General features: G+C 59.7%; 26 protein-coding genes. 21 read left to right on the top strand and 5 right to left on the bottom strand.

Features of this window, described 5'->3' with window-relative positions; all coding sequences use genetic code 11:
• Positions 1 to 24: 24 nt before the first annotated feature.
• From AC1Q5O_RS02320 to AC1Q5O_RS02290, 7 genes are all read left to right on the top strand, one after another.
• Positions 25 to 3,246 (top strand): efflux RND transporter permease subunit, encoded by a 3,222-nt coding sequence (locus AC1Q5O_RS02320; protein ID WP_492561779.1) that lies wholly within the window; start codon positions 25 to 27, stop codon positions 3,244 to 3,246.
• Positions 3,247 to 3,883: 637 nt separating this feature from the next.
• Complete coding sequence (locus tag AC1Q5O_RS02315) at positions 3,884 to 4,141, top strand: hypothetical protein (RefSeq protein WP_223611335.1); 258 nt, start codon at positions 3,884 to 3,886, stop codon at positions 4,139 to 4,141.
• Positions 4,142 to 4,253: 112 nt separating this feature from the next.
• Complete coding sequence (locus AC1Q5O_RS02310) at positions 4,254 to 4,553, top strand: hypothetical protein (RefSeq protein WP_346304928.1); 300 nt, start codon at positions 4,254 to 4,256, stop codon at positions 4,551 to 4,553.
• A gap of 181 nt (positions 4,554 to 4,734) precedes the next feature.
• Positions 4,735 to 5,382, top strand: coding sequence for a VOC family protein (locus AC1Q5O_RS02305; protein WP_492561778.1), 648 nt, complete (start codon positions 4,735 to 4,737; stop codon positions 5,380 to 5,382).
• A 109-nt stretch (positions 5,383 to 5,491) separates the two neighbouring features.
• The gene (gene msrQ / locus AC1Q5O_RS02300; protein ID WP_492561777.1) at positions 5,492 to 6,349 is read left to right on the top strand and encodes a protein-methionine-sulfoxide reductase heme-binding subunit MsrQ; all 858 of its coding nucleotides are present in this window, start codon (positions 5,492 to 5,494) and stop codon (positions 6,347 to 6,349) included.
• A 49-nt stretch (positions 6,350 to 6,398) separates the two neighbouring features.
• Entirely contained in the window at positions 6,399 to 7,499 is a 1,101-nt protein-coding gene (locus AC1Q5O_RS02295) for a pyridoxal phosphate-dependent aminotransferase (RefSeq protein WP_492561776.1), read from the top strand.
• An 86-nt stretch (positions 7,500 to 7,585) separates the two neighbouring features.
• Positions 7,586 to 8,011 (top strand): DUF423 domain-containing protein, encoded by a 426-nt coding sequence (locus AC1Q5O_RS02290; protein WP_492561775.1) that lies wholly within the window; start codon positions 7,586 to 7,588, stop codon positions 8,009 to 8,011.
• A gap of 51 nt (positions 8,012 to 8,062) precedes the next feature.
• Here the strand turns inward: AC1Q5O_RS02290 and AC1Q5O_RS02285 are convergent, their stop codons facing one another.
• Positions 8,063 to 8,518, bottom strand: a complete 456-nt coding sequence (locus tag AC1Q5O_RS02285; protein WP_492561774.1) for a hypothetical protein — start codon at positions 8,516 to 8,518, stop codon at positions 8,063 to 8,065.
• A 213-nt stretch (positions 8,519 to 8,731) separates the two neighbouring features.
• Here AC1Q5O_RS02285 and AC1Q5O_RS02280 point away from each other — a divergent pair, with 213 nt between their 5' ends.
• The 7 genes from AC1Q5O_RS02280 (at position 8,732) to AC1Q5O_RS02250 (ending at position 15,682) form a co-directional block, all read left to right on the top strand.
• A complete protein-coding gene (locus AC1Q5O_RS02280; RefSeq protein WP_223611342.1) occupies positions 8,732 to 9,352 on the top strand; it encodes a TetR/AcrR family transcriptional regulator in 621 nt (206 codons plus the stop codon).
• Between the two features lie 16 nt (positions 9,353 to 9,368).
• Positions 9,369 to 10,517, top strand: coding sequence for an isovaleryl-CoA dehydrogenase (locus AC1Q5O_RS02275; protein WP_492563063.1), 1,149 nt, complete (start codon positions 9,369 to 9,371; stop codon positions 10,515 to 10,517).
• Between the two features lie 95 nt (positions 10,518 to 10,612).
• Complete coding sequence (locus AC1Q5O_RS02270) at positions 10,613 to 11,023, top strand: AbrB/MazE/SpoVT family DNA-binding domain-containing protein (protein WP_492561773.1); 411 nt, start codon at positions 10,613 to 10,615, stop codon at positions 11,021 to 11,023.
• 13 nt (positions 11,024 to 11,036) lie between these two features.
• Positions 11,037 to 11,405, top strand: a complete 369-nt coding sequence (locus AC1Q5O_RS02265) for a type II toxin-antitoxin system VapC family toxin (protein WP_492561772.1) — start codon at positions 11,037 to 11,039, stop codon at positions 11,403 to 11,405.
• 8 nt (positions 11,406 to 11,413) lie between these two features.
• Entirely contained in the window at positions 11,414 to 13,021 is a 1,608-nt protein-coding gene (locus tag AC1Q5O_RS02260; protein WP_492561771.1) for a carboxyl transferase domain-containing protein, read from the top strand.
• A gap of 20 nt (positions 13,022 to 13,041) precedes the next feature.
• Entirely contained in the window at positions 13,042 to 15,051 is a 2,010-nt protein-coding gene (locus AC1Q5O_RS02255) for an acetyl/propionyl/methylcrotonyl-CoA carboxylase subunit alpha (RefSeq protein WP_492563061.1), read from the top strand.
• Positions 15,052 to 15,154: 103 nt separating this feature from the next.
• Complete coding sequence (locus AC1Q5O_RS02250; protein WP_346304939.1) at positions 15,155 to 15,682, top strand: Dps family protein; 528 nt, start codon at positions 15,155 to 15,157, stop codon at positions 15,680 to 15,682.
• 80 nt (positions 15,683 to 15,762) lie between these two features.
• Here AC1Q5O_RS02250 and AC1Q5O_RS02245 read toward each other — a convergent pair whose 3' ends face one another.
• Positions 15,763 to 16,008: a hypothetical protein gene (locus AC1Q5O_RS02245; RefSeq protein ID WP_464663093.1), complete on the bottom strand. Its 246-nt coding sequence runs from the start codon at positions 16,006 to 16,008 to the stop codon at positions 15,763 to 15,765.
• 814 nt (positions 16,009 to 16,822) lie between these two features.
• On the opposite strand from AC1Q5O_RS02245, the gene AC1Q5O_RS02240 reads away from it, so the two are divergent.
• The gene (locus AC1Q5O_RS02240; protein WP_492561770.1) at positions 16,823 to 17,683 is read left to right on the top strand and encodes a LysR family transcriptional regulator; all 861 of its coding nucleotides are present in this window, start codon (positions 16,823 to 16,825) and stop codon (positions 17,681 to 17,683) included.
• A gap of 175 nt (positions 17,684 to 17,858) precedes the next feature.
• On the opposite strand, the gene AC1Q5O_RS02235 is transcribed toward AC1Q5O_RS02240, so the two are convergent.
• Entirely contained in the window at positions 17,859 to 18,125 is a 267-nt protein-coding gene (locus AC1Q5O_RS02235) for an SEL1-like repeat protein (RefSeq protein ID WP_464663090.1), read from the bottom strand.
• 469 nt (positions 18,126 to 18,594) lie between these two features.
• On the opposite strand from AC1Q5O_RS02235, the gene AC1Q5O_RS02230 reads away from it, so the two are divergent.
• From AC1Q5O_RS02230 to AC1Q5O_RS02215, 4 genes are all read left to right on the top strand, one after another.
• Complete coding sequence (locus AC1Q5O_RS02230; RefSeq protein WP_223611351.1) at positions 18,595 to 18,942, top strand: DUF2147 domain-containing protein; 348 nt, start codon at positions 18,595 to 18,597, stop codon at positions 18,940 to 18,942.
• A 509-nt stretch (positions 18,943 to 19,451) separates the two neighbouring features.
• Complete coding sequence (locus AC1Q5O_RS02225; protein ID WP_463011469.1) at positions 19,452 to 19,928, top strand: SRPBCC family protein; 477 nt, start codon at positions 19,452 to 19,454, stop codon at positions 19,926 to 19,928.
• 60 nt (positions 19,929 to 19,988) lie between these two features.
• Entirely contained in the window at positions 19,989 to 20,777 is a 789-nt protein-coding gene (locus AC1Q5O_RS02220; RefSeq protein ID WP_492561769.1) for a DUF899 domain-containing protein, read from the top strand.
• Positions 20,778 to 20,804: 27 nt separating this feature from the next.
• Entirely contained in the window at positions 20,805 to 21,209 is a 405-nt protein-coding gene (locus AC1Q5O_RS02215; RefSeq protein WP_492561768.1) for a GFA family protein, read from the top strand.
• Between the two features lie 34 nt (positions 21,210 to 21,243).
• Here AC1Q5O_RS02215 and AC1Q5O_RS02210 read toward each other — a convergent pair whose 3' ends face one another.
• Positions 21,244 to 21,945: a glutathione S-transferase N-terminal domain-containing protein gene (locus AC1Q5O_RS02210; RefSeq protein ID WP_492561767.1), complete on the bottom strand. Its 702-nt coding sequence runs from the start codon at positions 21,943 to 21,945 to the stop codon at positions 21,244 to 21,246.
• 170 nt (positions 21,946 to 22,115) lie between these two features.
• Between AC1Q5O_RS02210 and AC1Q5O_RS02205 the strand changes: the two genes are divergently transcribed.
• Together AC1Q5O_RS02205 and AC1Q5O_RS02200 are read left to right on the top strand one after the other, a co-directional pair.
• Positions 22,116 to 23,624 (top strand): AMP nucleosidase, encoded by a 1,509-nt coding sequence (locus AC1Q5O_RS02205; protein WP_346305340.1) that lies wholly within the window; start codon positions 22,116 to 22,118, stop codon positions 23,622 to 23,624.
• 490 nt (positions 23,625 to 24,114) lie between these two features.
• On the top strand, positions 24,115 to 25,128 hold the full coding sequence (locus AC1Q5O_RS02200) for an endonuclease/exonuclease/phosphatase family protein (protein ID WP_492561766.1): 1,014 nt from the start codon (positions 24,115 to 24,117) through the stop codon (positions 25,126 to 25,128).
• On the opposite strand, the gene AC1Q5O_RS02195 is transcribed toward AC1Q5O_RS02200, so the two are convergent.
• A complete protein-coding gene (locus tag AC1Q5O_RS02195) occupies positions 25,129 to 25,434 on the bottom strand; it encodes an NIPSNAP family protein (protein WP_223611358.1) in 306 nt (101 codons plus the stop codon).
• Positions 25,435 to 25,454 lie beyond the last annotated feature (20 nt).

Below are 25,454 nucleotides of genomic sequence, written 5' to 3'. Positions count from 1 at the left end.
CGCAACGGGCAGGCGGATAGTGACATGAATATCTCCAATTTCTTCATCGACCGCCCGGTCTTCGCGGGCGTTCTGTCTTTCGTGATTTTCCTTGGCGGTCTGATCGCCCTGACGGCCATGCCGGTTTCGGAATATCCGGATGTTGTGCCGCCATCCATCGTGGTGCGCGCGCAATATCCGGGTGCCAACCCGAAGGTCATTGCCGAAACCGTGGCAACGCCGATCGAGGAACAGATCAACGGCGTCGAAGGCATGCTCTACATGGGCAGCCAGGCAACCACCGACGGCCAGATGACCCTGACCGTGACCTTCGCCATCGGCACCGACCCCGACAAGGCACAGCAGCTGGTGCAGAACCGTGTGTCGCAGGCGGAACCCCGCCTGCCGCAGGAGGTGCGCAGCCTCGGCATCACCACGGTGAAAAGCTCGCCGGACCTGATGCTGGTGGTCAATCTCATTTCGCCCAACAACCGCTATGACATCACCTATCTGCGCAATTACGCGCTGATCAACATCAAGGACCGGCTCGCCCGCATCAAGGGTGTCGGTGACGTGCAGCTGTTCGGTTCGGGCGATTATTCCATGCGCGTGTGGCTCGATCCGCAGAAGACGGCGGAGCTCGGCCTTTCGGCAACGGATGTTCTCAATGAAATCCGCGCGCAGAACGTCCAGGCCGCCGCCGGCGTCATCGGCGCCTCCCCCAGCCCCAACGGCGTTGACCTGCAATTGTCGGTGAACGCGCAGGGCCGTCTGCAGACCGAGGAAGAATTCGGCCAGATCATCGTCAAGACCGCTGCCAATGGCGCGATCACGCATCTGCGCGATATCGCCCGCATCGAGCTTGGCGCTGCCCAGTATTCCCTGCGTTCCCTGCTCGACAACAAGCCGGCCGTCGCCATCCCCGTCTTCCAGGCACCGGGCTCCAACGCCATCCAGATCGCCGATCAGGTGCGTGCCGTCATGGACGAGATGAAGCTGACCATGCCGGAAGGCGTCAGCTATGAGATCGTTTATGATACGACGCAGTTCGTCCGCGCTTCCATCGAAGCCGTCGTGCACACGCTGCTGGAAGCCGTGGTGCTCGTCGTTCTCGTGGTCATTCTGTTCCTGCAGACATGGCGCGCCTCGATTATCCCGCTGATTGCGGTTCCGATCTCGATCATCGGTACGTTCGCCGTCATGCACCTCTTCGGCTTCTCGGTGAATGCGCTGAGCCTGTTCGGCCTCGTGCTCGCCATCGGCATCGTGGTGGACGACGCGATCGTGGTGGTGGAAAACGTCGAACGCAACATCGAAAACGGTCTGGCGCCACGTGCGGCAACCGTTCAGGCGATGCGCGAAGTGTCGGGTCCGATTATCGCCATTGCACTGGTGCTGGTGGCGGTTTTCGTGCCGCTTGCCTTCATCAGCGGCCTGACCGGGCAGTTCTACCGCCAGTTCGCGCTGACCATTGCCATCTCGACCGTCATCTCCGCTTTCAACTCGCTGACCCTGTCCCCGGCCCTCGCCGCCCTGCTTCTCAAGGGCCATGACGAGCCGAAGGATGCGCTGACGCGGTTCATGGACAAGACGCTGGGCTGGCTGTTCCGCGGGTTCAATGCCGTGTTCACGCGCGGCGCCAATGGCTACAGCCGCGGCGTCACCGCCGTCATTTCGCGCAAGACCGTGATGATGGGCATCTATATCCTGCTGATCGGTGCGACGGCCTTCATGTTCAAGAGTGTTCCCGGCGGGTTCGTGCCGCCGCAGGACAAGCAGTATCTCGTCGGCTTCACCCAGCTGCCGGATGGTGCAACGCTTGACCGCACGGAAGCGGTGGTCCGCCGCATTGGTGACATCGCCCTGAAGATTCCGGGCGTGCAGAGCACCATTGCGTTCCCCGGCCTGTCGATCAACGGTTTCACCAACAGCTCCAATGCCGGTATCGTCTTCGTCTCGCTCAAGCCATTCGAGGAGCGCAAGACGCCTGACTTAAGTGCCGGAGCGATTGCCAAGGCGCTGAACATGCAATTGTTCGGCATCAAGGAATCGTTCAGCGCCGTGTTCCCGCCTCCCCCTGTTCAGGGTCTGGGCGCCATCGGCGGCTTCAAATTCCAGATCGAGGACCGCAACGGTCTTGGTTATCAGGCGCTGAACGATGCTACCAAGGCATTCCTTGCCAAGGCTGCAGCTGCTCCGGAACTCGTCGGCCTGTTCTCCAGCTATCAGATCAACGTGCCCCAGCTCTACGCCGATGTGGACCGTGCCAAGGCACGCCAGCTCAACGTTTCGCTGCCGGAGATCTTCAACACGCTGCAGATCTATCTGGGCTCGGTCTATGTCAACGACTTCAACAAGTTCGGCCGCACCTATTCGGTCCGCATGCAGGCCGATTCCGGCTTCCGGGCGAAGGCTGAAGACATTGGCGACCTGAAGGTGCGTTCGGGTTCGGGTGAAATGATCCCGCTGTCGGCCCTGCTCAAGGTGGAATCGAGTGCCGGACCCGACCGCGCCATGCGTTACAACGGCTTCCTTGCTGCCGATGTGAACGGCAACGCGGCGCCGGGCTTCTCCTCGGGGCAGGCGCGTGCTGCCGTCGAACGCATCGCCGCCGAGACCTTCCCGGCCGGCATCGGCTATGAATGGACGGAGCTCACCTATCAGGAGATCATCGCCGGCAATTCCGCCTACCTGATCTTCCCGCTGTCGATCCTGCTGGTGTTCCTGGTGCTGTCGGCTCAGTATGAAAGCCTGTCCCTGCCGCTGTCGATCATCATGATCGTTCCGCTCGGTTTGCTCGCCGCCCTCTTCGGCGTCTGGCTGACCGCCGGTGACAACAACGTCTTCACGCAGATCGGGCTGATCGTGCTTGTCGGCCTCTCCGCCAAGAATGCCATCCTGATCGTGGAGTTCGCGCGGGAACTGGAGTTCGCCGGATCAACGCCGTTCAAGGCGGTGATCGAAGCCAGCCGCCTGCGGCTGCGCCCGATCCTGATGACCTCGCTTGCCTTCATCATGGGCGTGGTTCCGCTCGTCACGTCGACGGGCGCCGGTTCGGAAATGCGCAGCGCCATGGGCGTGGCCGTGTTCTCCGGCATGATCGGCGTGACGCTGTTCGGCCTGTTCATGACACCGGTCTTCTACGTGCTCGTTCGTGCCATGACCGGCAACCGGCCGCTCAAGCATGCGAGTCAGGGAAGCCACTTCGACGGCGAATCAAGCCACAATTCGGCCACGGTTCATCCCGCTCCGGCTCCGGCCGAGTAGAAAAAACACGCGCGGTGCGCAGGTTTTCCCGCCTGTGCACCGCGCGAATCAAGTCACTGAAACCACAGTGTTTTCTTCGGCATTGACAGGCAAAAGGCCCACCGGACGGGCCGTTCACAAAGACGTTTGGGGCCTGAACGTGCTTTTTGGGGTGACAAAAAGTTTCAAGCTGTTACAGTTGCGTGACCAAGCCGACTATCGGCACTGACGAGCATGACCGGGTTTCGCGTTCCGCGGAGGTCGTTTAGATCAGGAGCAGACTTTGACAAGCGTTGCACCAGCCAATGACAACAGAAAGATCAGCGATGGGTTCTTCCCTCTGGTCTTGTTCCTTGTGGTCACCGAAATCGCGGCAACCGTGCTGCTGACTTTGCCAAATTGGTATTGAAACCCAAACAGGCGGAAGCCAGCATGTCGATCCTGCCCCTGCTGGCAGGAATGATCATTATCGTGATGCTTGCCGGCGTCCTCATCGTCTGACCGGACTTTATTCTTCAGAACATTTTTGCCTCTCCGGCAATTCCTCCATCCAATCAATCAATTGGGATAACACGGGCGGATGCTCTGTGATAATCTTGGCCTGTTGAACTGATTTGGTCGCCGTCTCGCGCAGGAGAACGGCGGCATGGAGAGCCCAATGAAACGTGCAACCTGTTCGGTGTTGCTTCTCATTCTGTTCGTTGCCGGATGCCAGACCATCACCCCGGAGGAACGGCGCGCCATCGATGGCCGGACCTGTTCGTCCTATGGTTTCAAGCGGGGCACCGACGCCTTTGCCCGCTGCCTGCTCGACCTTGAACTGGATCGCCGTGCCACAAGCCGGGCTCAATTCGATGACATGCGATTCAATTCTCCGCCCCTGATTATCTATGGGGGCCGCCATTACCGCTGGTAAGTTATAAACAGGGGACAGCGATGTCCCTTGACGGGTTTTGAAACTTCACGAAAAGGTCGTGAACTCTTTTGGCACCCGTCAAAACACAGACGAATCAAGAAGGATAATATTGATGCGAAGCCTGTTTTTTGCCGTAGCGGTGGCTGCGGGACTTTTTGCTGCTGAAAGCCAGGCGCAAGGTATGCCCAATGCCGCTGCCCCCAGTGTCAATGCTCCCGGTGCCAATGCGCAAGCCACACGCGTTCGCCCTGAACAGGATGCCATGTCCGCGCGCATCCGGAAGAACCGGCCGGCCAAACGGACCTATGCGCGCGAAGAAAGCCGGCGGCAGCTGACCGCGGAATATAATCGCCGCGCCCGGGTTTTCGGCCGGGCCAGCGCCGACCGCTGGCTGGCGACCCAGCGCCCCTGACCTATCCCTGCCATTGCTTCCCGTACATCTGCCGGTGACCCGTCGGCGGATTTTTTGCTGTTGCGGGCCCGTCTTGACAAAGACCGTTGGTTCGCACGATTATTGCCGGGCTGCGTAGGGCGCATCGACGTGTGGTCGAAAGGGCAATGCCCGCCTGCGTCAAATGACAACAGATGCGCCAATGCCGAACCTCGAAAACCTCAGAAAGCAAGCAAAGCAGTATCTGCGCTGGCATCGTGAACGGTACCATCCCGTTGCCGCCGAAATCCGGGCCGCTCTGCCGCGGTTCCGGCATCTCGATGACAAGGACGTGCTGGATACGCCGTTCAGGCTCAGCGATGCGCAGGAACTTGTGGCACGCCAGCGGGGTTTCGAGGGGTGGCAGGCGCTCCTATCAGGAGCCCCGACCATGAGCACACCCAGCCATCAACCCGCGCCGCGCGCCGTCCTCAGTTCCATTGCTGCCCAGCTTTTCGTCGCCGATATCCAGCGATCATGCGACTTCTACACCGGCAAACTCGGCTTTGCCGTTGATTTCCTCTATGGCGAACCACCCTTCTACGGACAACTCATCCGCGACCGGGCCATGCTTGCCTTGCGGCTGGTCTGCGAGCCTGTCTTTGCCGGCGATATCCGCAGCCGGGAACATCTGCTTTCCGCCTCCATCGCCGTCGACAGCGCGGCTGAGATCAAGCAGCTTTTCCTCGACTTCCAGGCGGCCGGTGTGTCCTTTCACCAGACGCTGAAGAAGGAGCCGTGGGGCGCGCGAAACTTCATCGTGCTCGATCCGGACGGCAATCTCATTCTGTTTGCCGGCCCGGCAGACTGAGCCGCCGGATTTCGTGCTCCACACATCCCGGCATTTTCACGGCTTGTTGTCTTGTCACTGCCGGATTCCTGTGGATGTAAGGAGCCATGTGATCAGGGAAAACAGCGGCGTGATCAAGTTTCCATGGAATGACCGGGCAGGAAAGCCGTCGGCCATCAAAATCGCAGCCCTCATTGCTGCCTTCATCCCTCTGGTGTTCATCACCACGGGCTACAAGGTCAATATTCTCGGACCGCGGCCGATCACCGAAGCCATTCACCAGACCGGTGACTGGACGATCCGCTTCTTCCTGATCTCACTCGCCATAACGCCGCTGCGCCACATCACCCGCTGGAACAGGCTTATCCTGATCCGGCGCATCCTCGGCCTCACCGCCCTCGCCTATGCCGCCCTGCATTTTTCGCTCTACATCGTTGACCAGAATGGCAATCTGCTGCGGGTGGCCAGCGAGATCTGGCTGCGCATCTATCTGCTGATCGGCTTCACCGCATTGCTTGGCCTGATTGCGCTCGGCGTGACCTCCACCGATGGCATGATCCGGCGCATGGGCAGGAACTGGAACCGGCTGCACGCGCTCGCCTATCCGCTGGCGGCGCTCGGCGTCCTGCACTTTTTCATGCAATCCAAGGCGGATGTCACGCAGGCGACGCTGATGGCGGGTTTTCTCATCGCGCTGCTGCTCTACCGCTTTGCCCATGCGCGCGGCTTTGCCCTGTCTTCGCCGTGGACGCTGCTTGCCATTGCCGTGCTGGCGGCGCTGGGAACCGCCCTTGCCGAATATGCCTGGTTCGCGCTCGCCACCCGAATTCCGCCGATGCGGGTGCTGCTGGCCAACCTCTCCTTCGCCTATTCGATCCGCCCGATGTGGTGGGTGCTGGCGGCGGCGCTGCTTCCGGCCCTGTGGGTTGGCATAAAGCCGGCGCTCAACCGGCAAGGCCGCAAACTCAATCCTGTCATACCGAAATAAGAGACAGGTTTTGCTTTTCACCGCCGGAAAAAATGCTATCGCTGTGGCCATGGAACCGCAGCTTACCCCCCTGATTGAATCGCTCCCCTCCACCGTGCCCTTCGTCGGACCGGAAACACTGGAACGCCAACGCAACCGGCCGTTTCGCGCCCGGCTTGGCGCCAATGAAAACGGGTTTGGACCGGCACCGTCGGTGATCGCAGCCATGCGCGACGCCGCGCCGGAGGTGTGGAAATATTGCGACCCGGAGAATTTCGACCTGAAGGCGGCGCTCGCCGCGCATCTCGCCGTCACGCCGCGCAATATCGTGGTCGGCGAAGGCGTCGATACCCTGCTGGGGCTGACCGTTCGCCAATATGTGCGCGAGGGAACGCCGGTTGTCACCTCGCTCGGTGCCTATCCCACCTTCAATTTTCATGTGGCCGGGTTCGGCGGGCGGCTTGTCACTGTTCCCTACCGGGATGACCGGGAAGACCTCGATGCCCTGCTGGACGCAGTCGTCCGCGAAAAGGCGCCACTGGTCTATTTCTCCAATCCCGACAACCCCATGGGGACATGGCACGAGGCAGCGGCGATCGAAGCCTTCATCGCCGCCCTGCCCGTAACCACCCTGCTGATCCTCGACGAAGCCTATGGCGAGACCGCCCCGGCCTCCGCCCTGCCCGCCATCGACGTCTCGCGGCCCAACGTGCTGCGTATGCGCACTTTTTCCAAGGCCTATGGCCTGGCCGGCATGCGCTGCGGCTATGCCCTTGGCGCGGAAAGCCAGATCACCGCCTTTGACAGGATCCGCAACCATTTCGGCATGAACCGTATGGTGCAGATCGCCGCGTTGGCCGCCCTTGCCGACCAACCCTATCTCAATGCCGTGGTGGCGCGGATCATTGCCGGGCGCGACCGTATCGCGGCCATCGCCGCCAGCAACGGCCTTGCCGCTATCCCTTCCGCCACCAATTTCGTCACCATCGACTGCGGGCGCGATGGGGCCTATGCCGCCAGCGTGCTGAACGGTCTCATCGAGCGCGACATTTTCGTCCGCAAGCCCATGGCCCCGGTGCTTGACCGCTGCATCCGTGTCAGTGTCGGACTGGACGAGGAACTGGACCTGTTCGAGGAAAAGCTCGCCGAGACGCTGGCCGCATTGAAATAGATCCGGGAAATAAATCCGGGAAACAGATGTGAAAAGCGGACCGGGAAAACAGACCACAGCTGCACCGACATAGACTGGAACCGAACATGGCATTGAATGGCGAAACCCACCTTGGTGATACCAACAGCGGTACCCCCGCCGATACACGCGGGCACAACCTCAACCGGACATTCGCCGGCCTTGGCGGCCTGATCGGCGCCGCTGGCATCGCCGCCTATGCAGCCGCCGCGCACAGCGCCAGTCCGCATATGGCAACGATTGCGCCCATCCTGTTCATCCACGCCCCGGCTTTCCTCGCCCTTGCGGTGCTGGCGAAAATCAGCCGCGCGGCCTATGGCGGCGGCCTCGCGCTGTTGCTCGGCCTCATCCTGTTCATCGGCGATCTTGCCTCCCGCGATATCAGCGGTGACCGCCTGTTCCCCGGCGCCGCGCCTGCAGGTGGTACACTGCTCATTCTCGGCTGGCTGCTCGTTGCCGCCACAGCCTTCCGCACATTCGATTTCAGGAAATAGCTGCCACGATACAGAGAGATATGACGCCCTGTCGTCTGACGACCGGTGAGATCAGCTTATTCCCTTCAGCTTGTTGTTGCACAGCTTGTAGTAACCACCGCCTTTCTCGATCCAGCGCATGCCGCCCAGCGTATTGTTGTCCTTGTTGATGTGATAGTGCTCCAGACAGGTGTGCATGCGCGCCTTGGCCGGTTTTTCCGCCGCAAATTTGCTGGAAACGGCGCTCGGAAACACGAGTGATTTCGGCATCCCGGCCGTCGGGGCGGCCTTTGGTGCAATCTCCGGTTTTGCCTCCGGTGACCCAGTTTCCGCCGCCGCAGACGCCGCTTTCGCGCATTCCTGCTTGCGGAATTCGTTCCAGCCCGTTGTGCTGCCTGCCGCTTGCGCAGCTTTGTACCTGGCACTGCACTCCTTCATTGAAACGGCCTGCGCCGGCACACCCCCTGCCAGCAGAACAATTGCAGCGGCCAGCGCAGGCAACAGATGTTTGAATTCTCGACCAACCATGCTTTTCAACTCTCAGTCTTATGAAAAACGCTATTCAATCAAAGGCATATTGAAGACTGGCAATGAACTGAATCTACCCGATTTTGCGCTGCGGCACCATCGGACGCCTCTTATCACTTCGTCTGAGAGCCTTCGTCTCCCAGTTGTGCAAACCAGTATCGAGGGTTGAATTTGCCTCTTGAATGAATTGAACGTTCGTTTTATTAATACCCCATGGCGAGAACAATTGGCTCAGACGGCGAGAAGACCCAGGCAGCGATTCATGTCGCGGCAAGGCGGCTGATTGCCAAGGTCGGCTACGAGGCCATGTCGATGCGCCAGCTGGCGGAAAAGGTCGGCGTGCAGGCGGCGGCCCTCTACCGCTATCACCCGACCAAGCAGGAGCTGCTGTTCGCGGTGATGCGCGACCACATGGACCGGCTGCTGGCGGCCTGGCGGACCGAGAGCCAGACCCTGACCACGCCGCTCGAACGGCTTGCCGCCTTCATCCGCTTTCACATCCGCTATCATGTGGAGCGGCGGGACGATGTGCACATTGCCAATATGGAACTGCGCAGCCTGCAGGGCGACAAGCTGGCCATTCTGGTGGAATTGCGGGCGGTCTACGAGAACGAGCTGCGGCTGATCCTCGAGGCGGGCAGCGCATCCGGTCAATTCGATATCGACGACATTCCGCTGACGACCCGGGCCATCATTGCGATGACCACCGGCGTGAATGTCTGGTTTCGCCCGGACGACAGGCTTACTGTCACGCAGATTGCGGAAAAATACGTCACGATGGGATTGCGCCTTGTGGGCGCCAAGAATGTCACGACAAAGGACATGGGAGAGTAGCATGTATCAGTCAGGTCTGCGATTTGGACTTTCAGATGATCTCGAAGCGCTGCGCGAGACGGTGCACCGGTTCGCGCAGGAACGCATCGCACCGCTTGCCGCCGAAACGGACCGGTCCAACCAGTTCCCCATGCATCTCTGGCAGGAAATGGGCGCGCTCGGTTTGCTCGGCATGACGGCAAACCCGGATTTCGGCGGCTCGGGCCTCGGCTATCTCGCCCATGCCATTGCCGTGGAGGAGATTTCCCGGGCATCGGCGTCCGTCGGCCTGTCCTACGGCGCGCACTCCAACCTTTGCGTCAACCAGATCAATCGCTGGGGCACGGACGCGCAGAAGGCGAAATATCTACCGAAGCTGTGTTCGGGCGAGCATGTGGGCTCACTCGCCATGTCCGAGCCGGGCGCGGGCTCCGACGTCGTGTCGATGAAGCTGCGCGCCGACAAGAAGAATGACCGCTATGTGCTGAACGGCAACAAGATGTGGATCACCAACGGTCCCGATGCCGATACGCTGGTGGTCTACGCCAAGACCGATCCCGCCGCCGGGTCGCGCGGCGTGACGGCGTTTCTGGTCGAGAAAGGCGTCAAGGGCTTCAGCACGGCGCAAAAGCTGGACAAGCTCGGCATGCGCGGCTCCAACACCTGCGAACTGGTGTTCGAGGATTGCGAGATCCCGTTCGAGAACGTGCTCGGCGAAGAGGGCAAGGGCGTGCGCATCCTCATGTCCGGCCTCGACTATGAACGGGTCGTGCTTGCCGGCGGCCCGCTCGGCATCATGGCCGCCTGCCTCGACGTGGTGGTGCCCTATGTGCATGAGCGCAAGCAGTTCGGCCAGCCGATCGGCGAATTCCAGCTGATGCAGGGCAAGCTTGCCGATATGTACACGACGATGAACGCCTCGCGTGCCTATGTCTACGCGGTGGCTGCCGCCTGCGACCGCGGCGAGACCACGCGCAAGGATGCCGCCGGCTGCATTCTCTATGCGGCGGAAAAGGCCACCTGGTGCGCTCTGGAGGCCATCCAGGCGCTGGGCGGCAATGGTTACATCAACGATTACCCGACGGGACGCCTGCTGCGCGACGCCAAACTGTACGAGATCGGCGCCGGCACCAGCGAAATCCGCCGCATGCTGATCGGGCGCGAAATGTTCGGGGAGAGCGCCTGAATGGCATGAATTCTATTTCATGTCATTCTTTGGTAGAATTGCCATGTTTTATGAATGATGGCAGGTTTCTTCCATTGCAGTGCGAGGAGTTCAAAATGGTTTCCGACAAAAGCACGAAAGGCTTCGAAGAGGAGCCACACGCATTCGACCATATGTCCGGTTCGCCTTCAACGATTGAGTCAAAGACCATGAGTGCAACGGTCGGCGAAGGCGGACGACTCGTGATCCCGGCGGAGCTGCGCAAACTCATGGAGCTTTCACCGGGCGAAGGCGTCGCGCTGCGTGTCGTGGACGGTGTCCTGCATGTTGTATCGGCGACGATGGCTCTCAAACGGGTACAAGCCATCGCAAGCAAACTCAGGAAACCCGGCGTAAGCCTCGTCGACGAATTCATTGCAGACAGGCTGGCCGAACAGCGTGCCTCGGATGAACGATTTGACCGCCTGCATCGGGAAGCGATGGAGCGTGCGAACGAAACGTCTCCCGATAAGGAGCCTCGTCGCTAGTATGAAAGTGGTGGTGGATGCTTCGATTGTTCTGGCGATTTTCCTCAAGGAGCCGCGCGTCGAACACGCCGTTGGCCGGATAAAGGGCGCCTTGTGTTCAACCGTGAATCTGACCGAAATCTTGACACGTTGTGCGGATGGAAACGTTCCTGCGCGCGCCGCGTTCGATTTCCTTGGCTCGCATGGCATTACCTTCGCCGACTATGATGAAGACCTCGCCCTGGCTGCGTCAAAACTCCGTCCCGCAACCCGCCACAAGGGTCTTTCTCTCGGCGACCGCGCCTGCCTTGCTCTTGCCATAAGGGAAGGCGCCACTGCCATTACCACCGACCGCGCCTGGGCCGACCTTGATGTCGGCTGCCACATCGAAGTGATCCGATAGGAGAATACATGAGCATACTTCAGTCCCAGATCACCACCACATCCGAAACCTTTGCCGCCAATACGGAGCGCATGCGCGCCCTTGTCGATGACATCAAGGCCAAGGCTGCGCTGGTGAGCAAGGGCGGGACCGACGAAGCACGCAAGCGCCACACCGCGCGCAACAAGCTGCTGCCGCGCGACCGGCTGGTACAGTTGCTTGATCCCGGTTCGCCCTTTCTGGAAATCGGACAGTTTGCCGCCTGGGACATGTATGGCGACAATATCGCATCGGCGGGGCTGATCGCCGGTATCGGGCGCGTGTCCGGCAAGGAGGTGATGATTGTCGTCAACGACGCCACGGTCAAGGGCGGCACCTATTATCCGCTGACCGTGAAGAAGCATCTGCGCGCGCAGGAAATCGCGCTGCAGAACAACCTCCCCTGCATCTATCTCGTCGATTCCGGCGGCGCGAACCTGCCGAACCAGGACGAGGTTTTCCCGGACCGCGAACATTTCGGCCGCATCTTCTACAACCAGGCGAACATGTCAGCGGCGGGTATTCCGCAGATCGCGGTGGTCATGGGCTCCTGTACGGCGGGCGGCGCCTATGTGCCGGCCATGTCGGAAGAAACCATCATGGTCAAAGGCCAGGCGACCATCTTTCTCGCAGGCCCGCCGCTGGTCAAAGCCGCGACCGGCGAGGACGTGACGGCGGAGGACCTGGGCGGCGCCGAGGTGCACACGCGCGAGTCCGGCGTTGCCGATCACTACGCCATGGACGATGCCCATGCCCTTGCCATCGCCCGGCGCATCGTCGGAAACCTGAATCGAAAGAAGGTGATAGGGCTCGACCTTCGCAGAGTGAGTCCGCCTCTTTACGATCCGCATGAACTCTACGGCATCGTGCCCACGGACCTGCGCCAGCCCTACGACGTGCGCGAAGTCATCGCCCGCGTGGTCGACGGTTCCGAATTCGATGAGTTCAAGCAGAATTACGGCACCAGCCTCATCACCGGCTTTGCCCATCTCTATGGCATGCCAGTCGGCATCATCGCCAACAATGGCGTGCTGTTTTCCGAAAGCGCGCTGAAGGGCACCCACTTCATCGAGCTGTGCACCCAGCGTGGCATTCCGCTCGTCTTCCTGCAGAACATCACCGGCTTCATGGTCGGCCGTTCCTATGAAGCGGGCGGCATCGCCAAGGATGGCGCCAAGCTGGTGACGGCGGTTGCCACGGCGCGCGTGCCCAAGGTGACGATGATCATCGGCGGATCCTTCGGCGCGGGCAATTACGGCATGTGCGGCCGCGCCTTCTCGCCACGCTTCCTGTGGATGTGGCCCAATGCCCGCATTTCCGTCATGGGCGGCGAACAGGCGGCAACGGTGCTGGCGCTGGTCAAGCGCGAAGGCATCGAACGCAAGGGCGGTGACTGGCCCGCTGCCGACGAGGCAGCCTTCCGCGCACCGATCCTGGAAAAATACGAGCGCGAGGGCCACCCGCTCTATTCTTCGGCGCGCCTGTGGGACGACGGCATCATCGACCCGGCCAAAACCCGCGAGGTTCTCGCCCTTTCACTTTCCGCAGCCCTGAATGCACCCGTGGAGGATACCACATTCGGTATCTTCAGGATGTGAGGAGAAAAACCATGACAACAATGTTCTCCAGAATCCTCATTGCCAATCGCGGTGAAATTGCCTGCCGGGTCATCCGCACCGCGCAGAAGATGGGTATCGGCACCGTTGCCGTCTATTCCGACGCCGATGCCGATGCGCTGCATGTGGCAATGGCCGACGAGGCCGTGCATATCGGCGGCTCCTCCGTATCGGAAAGCTATCTGCGCGCCGACCGCATCATTCAGGCGGCCATCGATACGGGCGCCGAAGCCATTCATCCCGGCTACGGGTTCCTGTCGGAAAACCCCGGCTTTGTCGATGCCGTGGTCAAGGCCGGACTGGTGTTCATCGGCCCCTCGGCGGATTCCATCCGCGCCATGGGCCTGAAGGACGCCGCCAAGCGGCTGATGGAAAAGGCGGGCGTACCGGTCGTCCCCGGCTATCACGGTGAAGCGCAGGAACTGGTCGTGCTCGCCTCCAAGGCGCGCGAGATCGGCTATCCCGTGCTGATCAAGGCGCGCGCCGGCGGTGGTGGCAAGGGCATGCGCAAGGTCGACAGCCCCGATGATTTCGCCGAAGCGCTGGGCAGCGCGCGGCGCGAAGCCAAGAGCGCTTTCGGCGATGACCGGGTGCTGGTGGAAAAATACGTCTCCAAGCCGCGCCATATCGAAGTGCAGGTGTTCGGCGACAATCACGGCAATGCCGTGCATCTCTATGAGCGCGACTGTTCGCTGCAGCGCCGCCACCAGAAGGTGATCGAGGAGGCCCCTGCTCCCGACATCACGCCGGAGATGCGTGCGGCAATGACCGACGCCGCCGTGAAGGCGGCCAAGGCCATCAACTATTCCGGCGCGGGCACGATCGAATTCATCGTCGATGCCAGCCAGGGCCTGCGGCCGGACGGCTTCTGGTTCATGGAAATGAACACGCGGCTGCAGGTCGAGCATCCCGTGACCGAAATGATCACCGGGCTTGACCTGGTGGAATGGCAATTGCGCGTGGCGGCGGGCGAACCCCTGCCGCTGACCCAGGCGCAAATCCCGCTGAATGGCCATGCCGTGGAAGCGCGGCTTTATGCGGAAGACCCGGCCAAGGGCTTTCTACCAGCCATCGGCACGTTGCATCACCTCGCCTTTCCCGCTGCCGTCAGGGAAGGCACGGTGCGGATTGAGACCGGCGTGCGCCCGGGCGACACCATTTCCCCCTATTACGATCCGATGATTGCCAAGATCGTCGTTCACGCCAAAAACCGCGCGACCGCGCTGCAAGCCATGGAAGACGCCCTTCTGAACACGGAGATTGCCGGAACGGTCACCAATGCAGCATTTCTCGCCGCATTGGCGCGGCATCCGGGTTTTGCCGCCGGTGATGTCGATACCGGCCTGATCGACCGGGATCTTCACAGCCTGGTCGTTCCCGTGGCCATGCCGGCGGGCGCAAAGGAGCTGGCCGTGCTCTATGCCAGCGGCCTTCTGACAAAGGTCACCTCCGACGATCCCTGGACGGCACTGCGCGGCTACAGCCATCTGGCGCCGTCGCAATACCCGGTCACGCTGGGCGAGCCCGGCCATACGCTCCGCTATGGCATTACGGTTCTGGATGACGATCGTTTCGAGGTCGCCGCAGCCGACGCCACCCTTGACCTGCGGGTGCGGCGCGATGGCAGCGGCTGGCACATCACCGGCAAAGGCATCAACCTGCGGGCGAAGACCGCGGCAATACCGCAAGGCATTGCGGTCATCGCCAGAGGCGTGGTGGCAATTTTTGCCGTGCCGGATCCCCTGCAGCAGGCCGACGAGGCCGGAGCTGCGGGCGACCGGCTGACCGCGCCGATGCCGGGTCTGGTGAAATCCGTCCGGGTCTCTGCCGGCGATCTCGTCAGGAAGGGGCAGGTTCTGCTGGTGCTGGAGGCCATGAAGATGGAACATTCCATCACCGCTCCGCATGACGGAAGAATTGCCGAGATCGTCAACGAAGGGGCGCAAGTCAAGGAGAAGACGGCCCTTGTGCGCTTCGAAGAGGCGGAAGTCGCCGCGTTGACCAAGATTTGAAGCAGAAATGACAAACAGTCGTGCTAGTCGTATATCTGTGACGAGCACCACTTGCCTACTCAAGTCGTAAGAATTTCCCATTCACAGCAGAGGAGATCGACCCATGGCTACCAAATCATTGCAGACGATCAAACGCGCGCCCACCGCAACGCCCACCGATCTCGGCGCGGACGCGACCCGCGACATCGCAGCCGCCGTCAATGCGCTGCTTGCCGATACCTTCGCGCTCTACATGAAAACGAAAAACTTTCATTGGCATATGAGCGGGCCGCATTTTCGCGATTATCACCTGATGCTGGACGAACAGGGCGCCCAGATTTTTGACATGACCGACGTTCTGGCGGAGCGCGTGCGCAAGATCGGCGGCACAACATTGCGCTCCATCGGGCAGATTTCCGCCCAACAGCGCCTGCTCGACAACGACGCCAATTTCGTGACGCCGGAGGACATGCTGGCCGAACTGCGCGACGACACGAAGAGCTTTATCGGCTATCTGCGGCAGGTGCATGAGCTTTGCAGCGAATACCATGACAGTGCCACCACGAGCATCATCGAGAATTACATCGATGAATCCGAGCGCCGCCACTGGTTCCTGTTCGAAGCAACCCGCACCGGTCCTGCCAGCGTCTGATGTGCTGACAACGGTTTCATCGACAGAGCGGCATGAACAGCGCCTTTATCGGCAACAGAGGTTCATGCCGTTCAATCCTTTTAATCGTTCGCCTTGGTCATTTTCGCGCGTTTGTCGCGGTTCTGCGTATCGGCAATCAGGGCTTCCACGGCGGAAATGTTCAACGCCAGTGTGGCTATCCGTTTCAAGGTATTATTGTCAGGAAAAGCATTGGTCTTTGCAGTCAAAATTATCAACTCTTTTTGAGCACGGCTCAACCTTGACAATAATGCCCCAAGCTCGTCCTGCATAACTTCCCCGTCTTCTTTAAGAATCAAAAATTCCATAAACCGTTTACTTAGCTGATATCCCGGTGTTCGCAACCCCTAAGAGTTGCGAAAGTCTCACTAAAAAACCACATTAAATCGAATTAACTATCATAATTCTAATGATAGGTTTAATCATAGCCTCTCACAGAAATTCATAACAAAAAGACAAAACAACATAAAAAATGAGCATTGTTATCAAATCAATTCTAAACTGACAAAGATATATCTGATTTAAAACTTTATACTACACGTCATTTAGAAGAAAATATTTGCATTACTGTGACAATCCAAAGCATCTGCTCCAGATTCTCCTGCATGTGCAGCCCCCTTGAAATAAGGCCGGCAACTCAGACCTGCCGGGTTGCAGCGACGCTCCCATTAGAACAATGGCCCCTTAGCATGATGCCGTCTAACGGCTAGGTTGCAATCGCAACAATAATCTCGTCCTGATTGCGTCAATAATGTGGAATTGCCGAAGAAGAGTGTTCAGCGCCGAGCCGGCAGCCGTATCAACGGCACGGCTGGCTCCCGTGTCGCAGGAGTACCCGCAGCCGCTTCAGGCGATAACAGCAGGCGATCCCGACTACGTCCTGGCGCGTGATACCGGCATCGCGCAGCAAATGTTCACCCGGTTTGCGCGATAGTACCGCGAGTTGGCGAGCCTCGCGATCAGCGATCTGCAAACCCTTCCAAAGATTTGAAAACAAGCAGAAAACAGACATGGAGCTGGTCTCGAATGGCGAATAGTCACCATGCTTGACGCAAGCATTGACATACATCAAACGAATAGAAATTATGCCTGTCATTCGAAATTTTAATTGCAGGGAACACCATGAATCCGCCACTCGACAGCGATCTGCTCCGAACGTTCTTGGCCGTGGCAACGGCCGGCAATGTCACCCGCGCGGCGGAAAGGATCGGGCGCACGCAATCGGCCGTGAGTGTCCAGATCAAGCGGCTCGAGGAGGTTCTGGGAGAAAGCGTTTTTGCCCGCGGCTCGCGCGGCGTTGCGCTGACCACCCAGGGCGAAGCACTGCTCGTCAACGCGCAGCGCATCGTCGCGCTGCTGGATGAGACCATGGCGACGATCCGGGCCAAGCCGCTTGGCGGCCCCGTGCGGATCGGCCTTCCCGAAGAATATGGCTACACGATCCTGCCGCGCGCCCTCGCCGCCTTTGCCAGCCAGCATCCGCAGGTGGAGGTAACGGTCAAATGCGGATATTCGGCACAGCAGCTCGCCGCACTGGATGCGGACGAGCTTGATCTTGCCGTCATATTCAACTGGGAGCCGCCGGCAACCGGCGAGGTGCTGTTTGTCGACCCGACCGTCTGGGTCACCTCGGAGGTGCATTGCGTGCATGAAATCACGCCGGTTCCCATCGCGATCTACGAGCGCTCGGACTGGTGCAGGAAATTCGCCATGGGATCGCTGGAACGCAACAGGATCGATTATCGCGTGGCCTATAGCTGCGATACGGGCGGAGGCTTGAAAATAGCAGCAGTTTCTGGCCTTGCCATCGCCCCGCTCGCGCGCAGCAACATTCCGCCGGGCTGCCGCGAACTGACGGAAGCAGAAGGATTTCCGGTCATTGATTCATCGAATGTCGTGCTGCGGCGCAATCCGCGGATGATGAGCCCCGCGATTGACGGCATGGCCAAGGTGATCCGCGATGCGTTCCAGCCGATGGGCTGAGCCATTGTTGTCTCGTGCCGGTGTGGCTTGAGCACTCATGCGTGGTTCGACAAGCTCACCATGAGGGAGGTGGTTTGGTGCAAGGTTAATCACAAACGTTGCAGAACGTAACTCCCTGCAATCCTCACTCTCCCTCATGGTGAGCTTGTCGAACCACGCACCAGGCATCTGCAGTTCAGTGCGTGGTCATCCATTCGCGGGCTTCGCGCATGGCCGTTGCCAGATCGGCCTTGGACATGGTTTTCACCAGTTCGGCGCGCAGTTCCGCAGCCCGGTCGCTGCCTTTGATTGCCGCAATGTTGAACCATTTGTGCGCGGCCACATGATCAACGGCACAGTCACGGCCCGTGGCATACATGATGCCCATTTCAAAGAGGATGTCCGTTTCTGCGGTGCCGCCGACATGTCCGGCATCGATATTGTGAAGATCAAAGCGTGCCATTTTACCGAGTCCCTGTTTAAACCGATAAGCCCTGTTAGACTTCTGAGAACCGCCTGATTTGTTTGTTTTGGCGTGCTCTTTCGATGTTTTCGAGAATGCCACACAGCCCTCAAATTGCTGTTAAGGGGCATGATTAACTGGAGCCAAACAAAACAAAAACAACTGGTAAACTTCGGAATTCATTAAATATATCGCCCCAGCAATTGCAGGCATTTGGATCAAATTCGCTTAAAATGCCATTATCCGATTTCAAGCCTTTGCTAACCAAGGCACAGCTTCTTTTTGTCGGGCTTGGAGCCAAGCGCACAGGAATCTCCTCTCCGTTCCGCAACGCCTGCCTGCAAAAAACCCCGGCTGCGAGCGCATAAGGCTTCCTTTCAGGGTTTTTTTGAATTACGTTTACGTAAGGGACATGCAAATGGATGCGGAGAGACCCCATTTGCCGCACAACCCTTATCGGGAGGAACATATGAATCGCAAACTCTTATTGGCATGCGCCGGCGTTGTATTGATGGCAGGTCCGGCACTGGCCGAGGAACCGATCGTCGGCACGTGGAAGCGGCCGACCGGCACGCTCATCCAGTATTCGTCCTGCGGCGCCGACAAGTATTGCGGCACGGTCTTGACCGGCGAGTACAAGGGCAAATCCATCGGCGAGATGTCCGGCAAGGGCGGGTCCTACAAGGGACAGGTCAACAAGCTCGACGAGGGCAAGACCTATAATGGCAAGGCCAGCGTCAGCGGCAACACATTGTCCCTGTCCGGTTGCGTGCTGGGCGGGCTCATCTGCAAGAGCGAAAGCCTGACACGCCAGTAATTTTCAGACGGCATGCCAAACCCCGTGAAAGCGTAAAGCTTTCGCGGGGTTTTTGTTTGCTTGCGCCAGATATGGCCGGCCCGGCCGGGTTGCGCCGTCTTGCGATGCGCTTACCGCTGCCCGTACCGTGCGCCGAACCCCCAAGGCGTGCACCGCTTGCCCTCCCCAGGCCTTTGAACGCGGCTTCGATACCCCGCCCCTTCGCTGCGCCCGCCGGTCTGATCGACAGCAACAGGGCCGGAACAACCGGCATGGACCCAACACGTGCAGCGCGGCGTGTAATATGACCTGACATGTCTCATCTGCGTCTCCGGCATCGTGAATCGCAAGGCGGTCCTTGCCAGAGCGGAAACTGATGCGGGATGTGGCGCTTTCCAAGGAAAATGTGTGACGCAAAAAAGTAAGCCCCGGCAATGTTGACGTTGGCAAAATCAGAGTGTAATAAACCAAAAGGTTATTTAACCTATTAGTTAGATATGATCGGTTCGGAATGGGAAGGAAGAGGAACCATGACCGCAGCGCTGGCCCGCAGGGACAATGATCGCGAACTGACAATCGTCCGGATCGTCGATGCGCCGGTGGCGCTCGTTTTCAAGGTCTGGTCACAGCCGGAGCATGTCGTGCGCTGGTGGGGCCCGAAGAATTTCACCTGCCCGAACTGCCAGATCGATTTCAGGGAGGGCGGTGCCTATCGCTCGTCCATCCGCTCTCCCGATGGCGAGGACGCCTGGATGGTCGGCCGCTACACGCGGATCGTCGAGCCGGAGCGGATCGTCTTCACCTTTGCCTGGGAGGATAGCGATGGCCTGCGCGGGCCGCAGACATTGGTAACCGTCACCATGAGCGCGCAGGGACAGCGCACGCGGCTCGTCTTCCATCAGGCACCGTTCGATTCCGCCGACGACCGGGATTCGCATGAGAATGGCTGGACCGAATGCATGGAACGGCTGGAGGCCTATGTCGAGCCGCTGGGCCGTCTTCACTGAGGAGCGTATACCCCCGCTCATGGACTGATTATCGCTTGAACCAATATCAAGGAGGAAACGATGAACACCCATGCACACCCTGACGACCGCAAGGTTGTTTCCCGCGCCGAGTGGGACAAGGCCAGAAAGGCCTTTCTGCTGAAGGAAAAGGCCTTCACCAAACAGCGCGATGCCCTGAACCGCGAGCGCCGTGCACTTCCGATGGTGCAGATCGACAAGGATTATGCGTTTGAGGGGCCGAAGGGCAAGCTCGGCCTGTCCGATTTGTTCGAGGGGCGCCGCCAGTTGATCGTTTATCATTTCATGCTGGGACCGGGCGAAGGCGAAGGCTGCCCCGGCTGCTCCTTCCTTGCCGACAGTATCGGCAATCTGGCGCATCTGCACGCCCGCGACACCACGCTGGTGGCGGTCTCGCGCGCACCCCTCGCAGAAATCGAGGCCTATAGGAAACGCATGGGCTGGACCTTCCCGTGGGTGTCGTCCCATGGCAGCGATTTCAACTATGATTTCCACGTCACACTGGACGAGACGGTCGCGCCGCCCGTCTACAATTACACCACGGCCGAGGAATATGAGCGCAAGGGCATGCCCTGGTTCATGCGGGGCGAACAGCCGGGAACCAGTGTCTTCCTGCGCGACGGCGATACGGTCTACCACACCTATTCGAGCTATGGACGCGGCGGCGACCTGCAGCTTGGCACCTACAACTATCTCGACCTGACGCCGCTCGGCCGGCAGGAGGGCTGGGATGGTACGCCCGACCTTGGCGGTCTCGGCAAGAACTGGGTCAAGCGCCATGACGAATACGCCGGCACGGCCAAATCCGCCGACGATAACTGCTGTCACTGATTTCGATCCCCCCAGCGGAGATATCCGATGAAAAAAACCTATCATGGCAGCTGTCATTGCCAAACCGTGCGTTTCGAATGCACGATCGATCTCGATGCCGGTACGAGCAAATGCAATTGCTCGTTCTGTGCCAAGCTGCGGTTCTGGAAAGCCTTTACCGGCGGTGATGCGCTGCAGATCCTCGCAGGCGCTGACAATCTCACGCAATACCAGTTCGGCAGCAAGACCATCACGCATTCCTTCTGCAGGACCTGCGGCGTCAAGCCGTTCGGACAGGGCAATCTGGAGGTGATGGGCGGGCCCTTCTATGCCGTCAACCTGTCCGTTCTCGATGACCTTTCGCTGGAGGAGCTGCTGGCAGCCCCCGTGCAATATCAGGATGGCTTGCACGACAACTGGGGAGAGGCGCCGACGGAAACGCGGCACCTGTAGAGGGCTGATCCTGTCCCTGACAATGGCTCGCCTGTCAGCGCGCCCGTTGGCCGAACAGGATTTTCTGCGCTTCCTTGTCGTCGGCAAGATTGCGGCGCGCTTCCTTGCCCAGATCCCTGCCCCGCTGAACGGCGGGGCGGGCGCTTATGGCTTCAAACCAGCGCTTGAGATTGGGAAAATCATTGAGATCCTGCCCCTGATTGGCGTAGGAGACAACCCAGCCGAATGACGCCATATCGGCGATGGAATAGGCATCGGCAAGATAGTCCCGGCCTTCCAGACGCCGGTTCATCACACCGTAAAGACGGTTGACCTCGTTGGTGTAGCGGTTGATGCCGTATTCGATCTTTTCCGGTGCGTATTGCCGGAAATGATGCGCCTGCCCGGCCATGGGCCCGAGGCCGCCCACCTGCCAGAACAGCCACTCCTCCACGGCGACGCGCTTGCGCTCGTCCTGCGGATAGAACTTGCCGAACTTGCGGCCGAGATATTGCAGGATGGCACCGGATTCGAACACGGAGATCGGTTCGCCGCCTGGCCCTTCCGGATCGATGATCGCGGGCATGCGATTGTTGGGCGCGATCTTGAGGAATGACGGTTCGAATTGTTCGCCCTTGCCGATATTGACCAGCTTGAGATCGTAGGGAACCCCGAGCTCTTCCAGCATGATGGAAATTTTCCAGCCGTTGGGTGTCGGCCAGTAGTAGAGTTCAATCGGCTTGGTCTGCGTCGTCATGTCGGTCTCCTGGGAGCTTGATCTATCCGGTCAAACATAAGTGCCCGATGCCCGATCGCAATAGCCGGTGGCCGATTTCCGGCCGGCTTTGGCAGGCGGCCTGAACCGAATTGAAATTTCAGGCTTTTTGCCATCTCCCAACTGACATCCGATTTCACTATATTAGGAGCATGAACAATCGAATCGGAACAAAGAAACCCGTCGCCATCAGCATGCCGCCCCATGTTGAACCCGAAGAATTTACCGACGCGAAAGCCGCCGTGCAGGCGCTGATCGCCCTCTACGAGCGGAACACGCAGTTTCTGCGCGATGGCTTCGACAAGGTCGCCAAGGGCAAAGTGGAAAACAACACGCATTTTCGTGCCTTCTATCCGGAAGTGCGCCTGTCGACGTCAAGCTATGCGCAGATCGACTCCCGCCTCGCCTTCGGCCATGTCTCGGCGCCCGGCCAGTATTCGGCCAACATCACCCGGCCAGATCTTTTCGAAAGCTACCTGGAAGAACAGATAAGGCTGCTGATCCGCAATCATGGCGGGCCGGTCACGGTGCAGGAATCCACGACACCGATCCCCATCCACTTTGCCTTCCTAGAAGGCACCTATGTGGAATCCTCGGTTGCCGATGCGTTCCAGCGCCCGCTGCGCGATCTCTTCGATGTCCCCGATCTCAACGCCACGGATGACCGGATCGTCAATGGCGAATATGAGACCGACGATATTGACGGGATCATGCCGCTGTCGCCGTTCACGGCGCAACGCGTGGATTATTCCCTGCATCGCCTGTCGCACTATACCGCGACCCGTCCCGTGCATTTCCAGAACTATGTCCTCTTCACTAACTATCAGTTCTACATCGATGAGTTCTGCGCCCTGGCGCGGCGGCTGATGGCCGAGGGTGGCGGCGGCTACGAGCGGTTCATCGAACCGGGCAACCTGATCACCGAAGCCGGTGATGACGCGCCGACGTCGGGCGTGCCGATTGGACGGCTGCCGCAGATGCCTGCCTATCATCTGGCGAAGAAAGACAATGCCGGCATCACCATGGTGAATATCGGCGTCGGCCCCTCCAACGCCAAGACCATCACGGACCACATCGCCGTTCTGCGGCCGCATGCGTGGCTGATGCTCGGCCATTGCGCCGGACTGCGCAACACGCAGGCACTCGGCGACTATGTGCTGGCCCATGCCTATGTGCGCGAGGATCACGTGCTCGATGACGACCTGCCGGTCTGGGTGCCGATCCCGGCGCTGGCCGAAGTGCAGGTCGCGCTCGAACAGGCGGTCGCCGAAGTCACGGGACTTGAGGGCTACGACCTGAAGCGCATCATGCGCACGGGCACGGTTGCCACCATCGACAACCGCAACTGGGAGCTGCGCGACCAGCGCGGACCGGTGAAGCGCCTGTCGCAATCGCGCGCCATTGCACTCGACATGGAGTCGGCGACCATTGCCGCCAACGGCTTCCGCTTCCGCGTGCCCTATGGAACGCTGCTGTGCGTCTCCGACAAGCCGCTGCATGGCGAATTGAAGCTGCCGGGCATGGCAACGGAGTTCTACAAGCGTCAGGTCGCCCAGCATCTGCAGATCGGTATCCGTGCGCTGGAGAAACTGGCGGAAATGCCGCCGGAAAAACTGCACTCGCGCAAGTTGCGCAGCTTCTTCGAGATGGCCTTCCAGTAGCAGAGACGAGCTTTTCTCGGGGGATGACCTGACGATTTGGCGATTGTTGCTTGGAAACAAGGGCGAAATGCCGTATTCTTATTCTTCTGGAGTGGAGATGGGCTTTCGCCCACCTCCGTTTTCTAGACTGTGAAATGAACCCGGAGGATCAGTGACCAGCTGCTCCGGGTTTTTTTCACTTCCAGTGTGATGCTCAGCGGCAGATACCACATCGCGTCACCTCCAGTTTTAAGAGCAAGGCCATTGCCATGGTCGGGCGGCCCATCCTCCCGATGCACCGGCTGGCTCGGTGCGTGCTGCTTCGCTCTCAAACGCCTGAGTGATGGGCACCTTTGCAAATCCCGCGAAAACAGCAACGCATGCAGAGTTGAATATTGAAGACGGCGTGCATGTAAGGGTTGCGGCGATGGCGCATCGCTGAATGAGCGGAGAAAGCGATCTGACATTCCGCATCTTGATTGCGTCGCAATTGACCGTTTAATGCGTGACCATGACAACAACGACAAAATCATCCTGGGTGAAGCTCGCGGCGGTGCTTGTACCGGTCCTGCTGTCGGTACCGCTGGTGCTCGGATTTTTCGGTTCCGTGCATCCGGTTTTCGATGCATTCGCGCACTTCCGCATCCACCTCGCCGCGCTCATGATCCTCACGGCACTGCCAGCCCTTTTCATGGGGTTGTGGCGGGAAAGCCTGATGACCATCATTCTGGCGGTCATGGCCCTGTCGACCGTGCTGGCCCCTGCTCCCGCGCCCGCATCAGCCGGGACGCCGCAAGCCGCCACGCCATCCGGCCAGCCGCAATACACGCTGCTGCAGTTGAACCTTCGCTTTGACAATGCCGACCAGACGGAGGTCATCCGTCTGGTTGCGCAGCAGAGCCCCGATGTCATCACCCTGCAGGAGGTTTCAGACAGCTGGCGGGCGAAGCTGGCGGCGATCGAAGCGCGGTATCCCTACAATCTCTACTGCCCCAGCAGCAAACGCATCGGCGGCGTGGCGATCCTCTCCCGCCGCCCCTTTGCGCTGGGCACGACGCCGCAATGCATCGGCAACGCCCTTGCCGGCCTCGCCCGGATTGATTTCGGCGGCCGCACCGCACTGGTTGCCGCCCTGCACCTGGACTGGCCCTGGCCGTTTGCGCAACCTGATAATGTCGAGGAAATGCGTGCCTATTTCGAACGGCTGCAGGGACCGATGATTGTTGCCGGCGATTTCAATGCGGCGCCATGGAGTCAAACCGTTCGCCAGATCGCGGCGGCAAGCAAAACCATGCCGGTGGATGGATTGCGCCCGAGCTGGCTGATCAACGGCACGCTGGCAAAAGCGGCCAGATGGATCGGCCTGCCGCTTGATCATATCCTCGTATCAAGCCGCATCTCGGCCGCAAGCGTCGAAACGCTCGGGCCCGTCGGCTCGGATCACCTGCCGCTGCTCCTGCGGTTTGCAATCGATGCGGCAGCCGATGACGGTCCGGATCTGCAGACCGTGATGCTGACGCAGTGATTATTCGAATACCGGCCTCAGGAAACTGCGCTCGTAGCTGACGATGCTGCGATTGTGTTTTTCCATTTCAAACACCGCCTGGCATTCGGGGTCTTTTGCCATGCGCTGCCGGTATGTTTCATAGTCAGCAAGACTGGGAAAGCTGAACATCGCATAGGCGATGTTGCTTGCCCCTTCGCTCGGCAAGAAATAGCCGTGATGGTTTCCGCCCAGGCGAGTGACGAGCGCTATCCAGCGGCGGCCATAGTCCTCGAATTCGGCAAGCTTGTAGGGATCGATGACATATTTGAGATAGCAGGTGATCACGGGCAAACTCCGGTACAGGT

The organism is Phyllobacterium sp. MT110, from assembly GCF_058792715.1.
The sequence above is the reverse complement of the archived record's forward strand: the minus strand, read 5'-3'. Positions and strand labels throughout refer to the sequence as shown.

Excerpts from the sequence above, each read along its gene's own strand:
- AC1Q5O_RS02320 (WP_492561779.1), top strand. The coding sequence starts at position 25 with ATGAATATCTCCAATTTCTTCATCGACCGCCCGGTCTTCGCGGGCGTT.
- AC1Q5O_RS02315 (WP_223611335.1), top strand. The coding sequence starts at position 3,884 with ATGAAACGTGCAACCTGTTCGGTGTTGCTTCTCATTCTGTTCGTTGCC.
- AC1Q5O_RS02310 (WP_346304928.1), top strand. The coding sequence starts at position 4,254 with ATGCGAAGCCTGTTTTTTGCCGTAGCGGTGGCTGCGGGACTTTTTGCT.
- AC1Q5O_RS02305 (WP_492561778.1), top strand. The coding sequence starts at position 4,735 with ATGCCGAACCTCGAAAACCTCAGAAAGCAAGCAAAGCAGTATCTGCGC.
- AC1Q5O_RS02295 (WP_492561776.1), top strand. The coding sequence starts at position 6,399 with ATGGAACCGCAGCTTACCCCCCTGATTGAATCGCTCCCCTCCACCGTG.
- AC1Q5O_RS02290 (WP_492561775.1), top strand. The coding sequence starts at position 7,586 with ATGGCATTGAATGGCGAAACCCACCTTGGTGATACCAACAGCGGTACC.
- AC1Q5O_RS02285 (WP_492561774.1), bottom strand. The coding sequence starts at position 8,518 with ATGGTTGGTCGAGAATTCAAACATCTGTTGCCTGCGCTGGCCGCTGCA.
- AC1Q5O_RS02280 (WP_223611342.1), top strand. The coding sequence starts at position 8,732 with ATGGCGAGAACAATTGGCTCAGACGGCGAGAAGACCCAGGCAGCGATT.
- AC1Q5O_RS02270 (WP_492561773.1), top strand. The coding sequence starts at position 10,613 with ATGGTTTCCGACAAAAGCACGAAAGGCTTCGAAGAGGAGCCACACGCA.
- AC1Q5O_RS02260 (WP_492561771.1), top strand. The coding sequence starts at position 11,414 with ATGAGCATACTTCAGTCCCAGATCACCACCACATCCGAAACCTTTGCC.
- AC1Q5O_RS02255 (WP_492563061.1), top strand. The coding sequence starts at position 13,042 with ATGTTCTCCAGAATCCTCATTGCCAATCGCGGTGAAATTGCCTGCCGG.
- AC1Q5O_RS02250 (WP_346304939.1), top strand. The coding sequence starts at position 15,155 with ATGGCTACCAAATCATTGCAGACGATCAAACGCGCGCCCACCGCAACG.
- AC1Q5O_RS02245 (WP_464663093.1), bottom strand. The coding sequence starts at position 16,008 with ATGGAATTTTTGATTCTTAAAGAAGACGGGGAAGTTATGCAGGACGAG.
- AC1Q5O_RS02240 (WP_492561770.1), top strand. The coding sequence starts at position 16,823 with ATGAATCCGCCACTCGACAGCGATCTGCTCCGAACGTTCTTGGCCGTG.
- AC1Q5O_RS02235 (WP_464663090.1), bottom strand. The coding sequence starts at position 18,125 with ATGGCACGCTTTGATCTTCACAATATCGATGCCGGACATGTCGGCGGC.
- AC1Q5O_RS02230 (WP_223611351.1), top strand. The coding sequence starts at position 18,595 with ATGAATCGCAAACTCTTATTGGCATGCGCCGGCGTTGTATTGATGGCA.
- AC1Q5O_RS02225 (WP_463011469.1), top strand. The coding sequence starts at position 19,452 with ATGACCGCAGCGCTGGCCCGCAGGGACAATGATCGCGAACTGACAATC.
- AC1Q5O_RS02220 (WP_492561769.1), top strand. The coding sequence starts at position 19,989 with ATGAACACCCATGCACACCCTGACGACCGCAAGGTTGTTTCCCGCGCC.
- AC1Q5O_RS02215 (WP_492561768.1), top strand. The coding sequence starts at position 20,805 with ATGAAAAAAACCTATCATGGCAGCTGTCATTGCCAAACCGTGCGTTTC.
- AC1Q5O_RS02210 (WP_492561767.1), bottom strand. The coding sequence starts at position 21,945 with ATGACGACGCAGACCAAGCCGATTGAACTCTACTACTGGCCGACACCC.
- AC1Q5O_RS02205 (WP_346305340.1), top strand. The coding sequence starts at position 22,116 with ATGAACAATCGAATCGGAACAAAGAAACCCGTCGCCATCAGCATGCCG.
- AC1Q5O_RS02200 (WP_492561766.1), top strand. The coding sequence starts at position 24,115 with ATGACAACAACGACAAAATCATCCTGGGTGAAGCTCGCGGCGGTGCTT.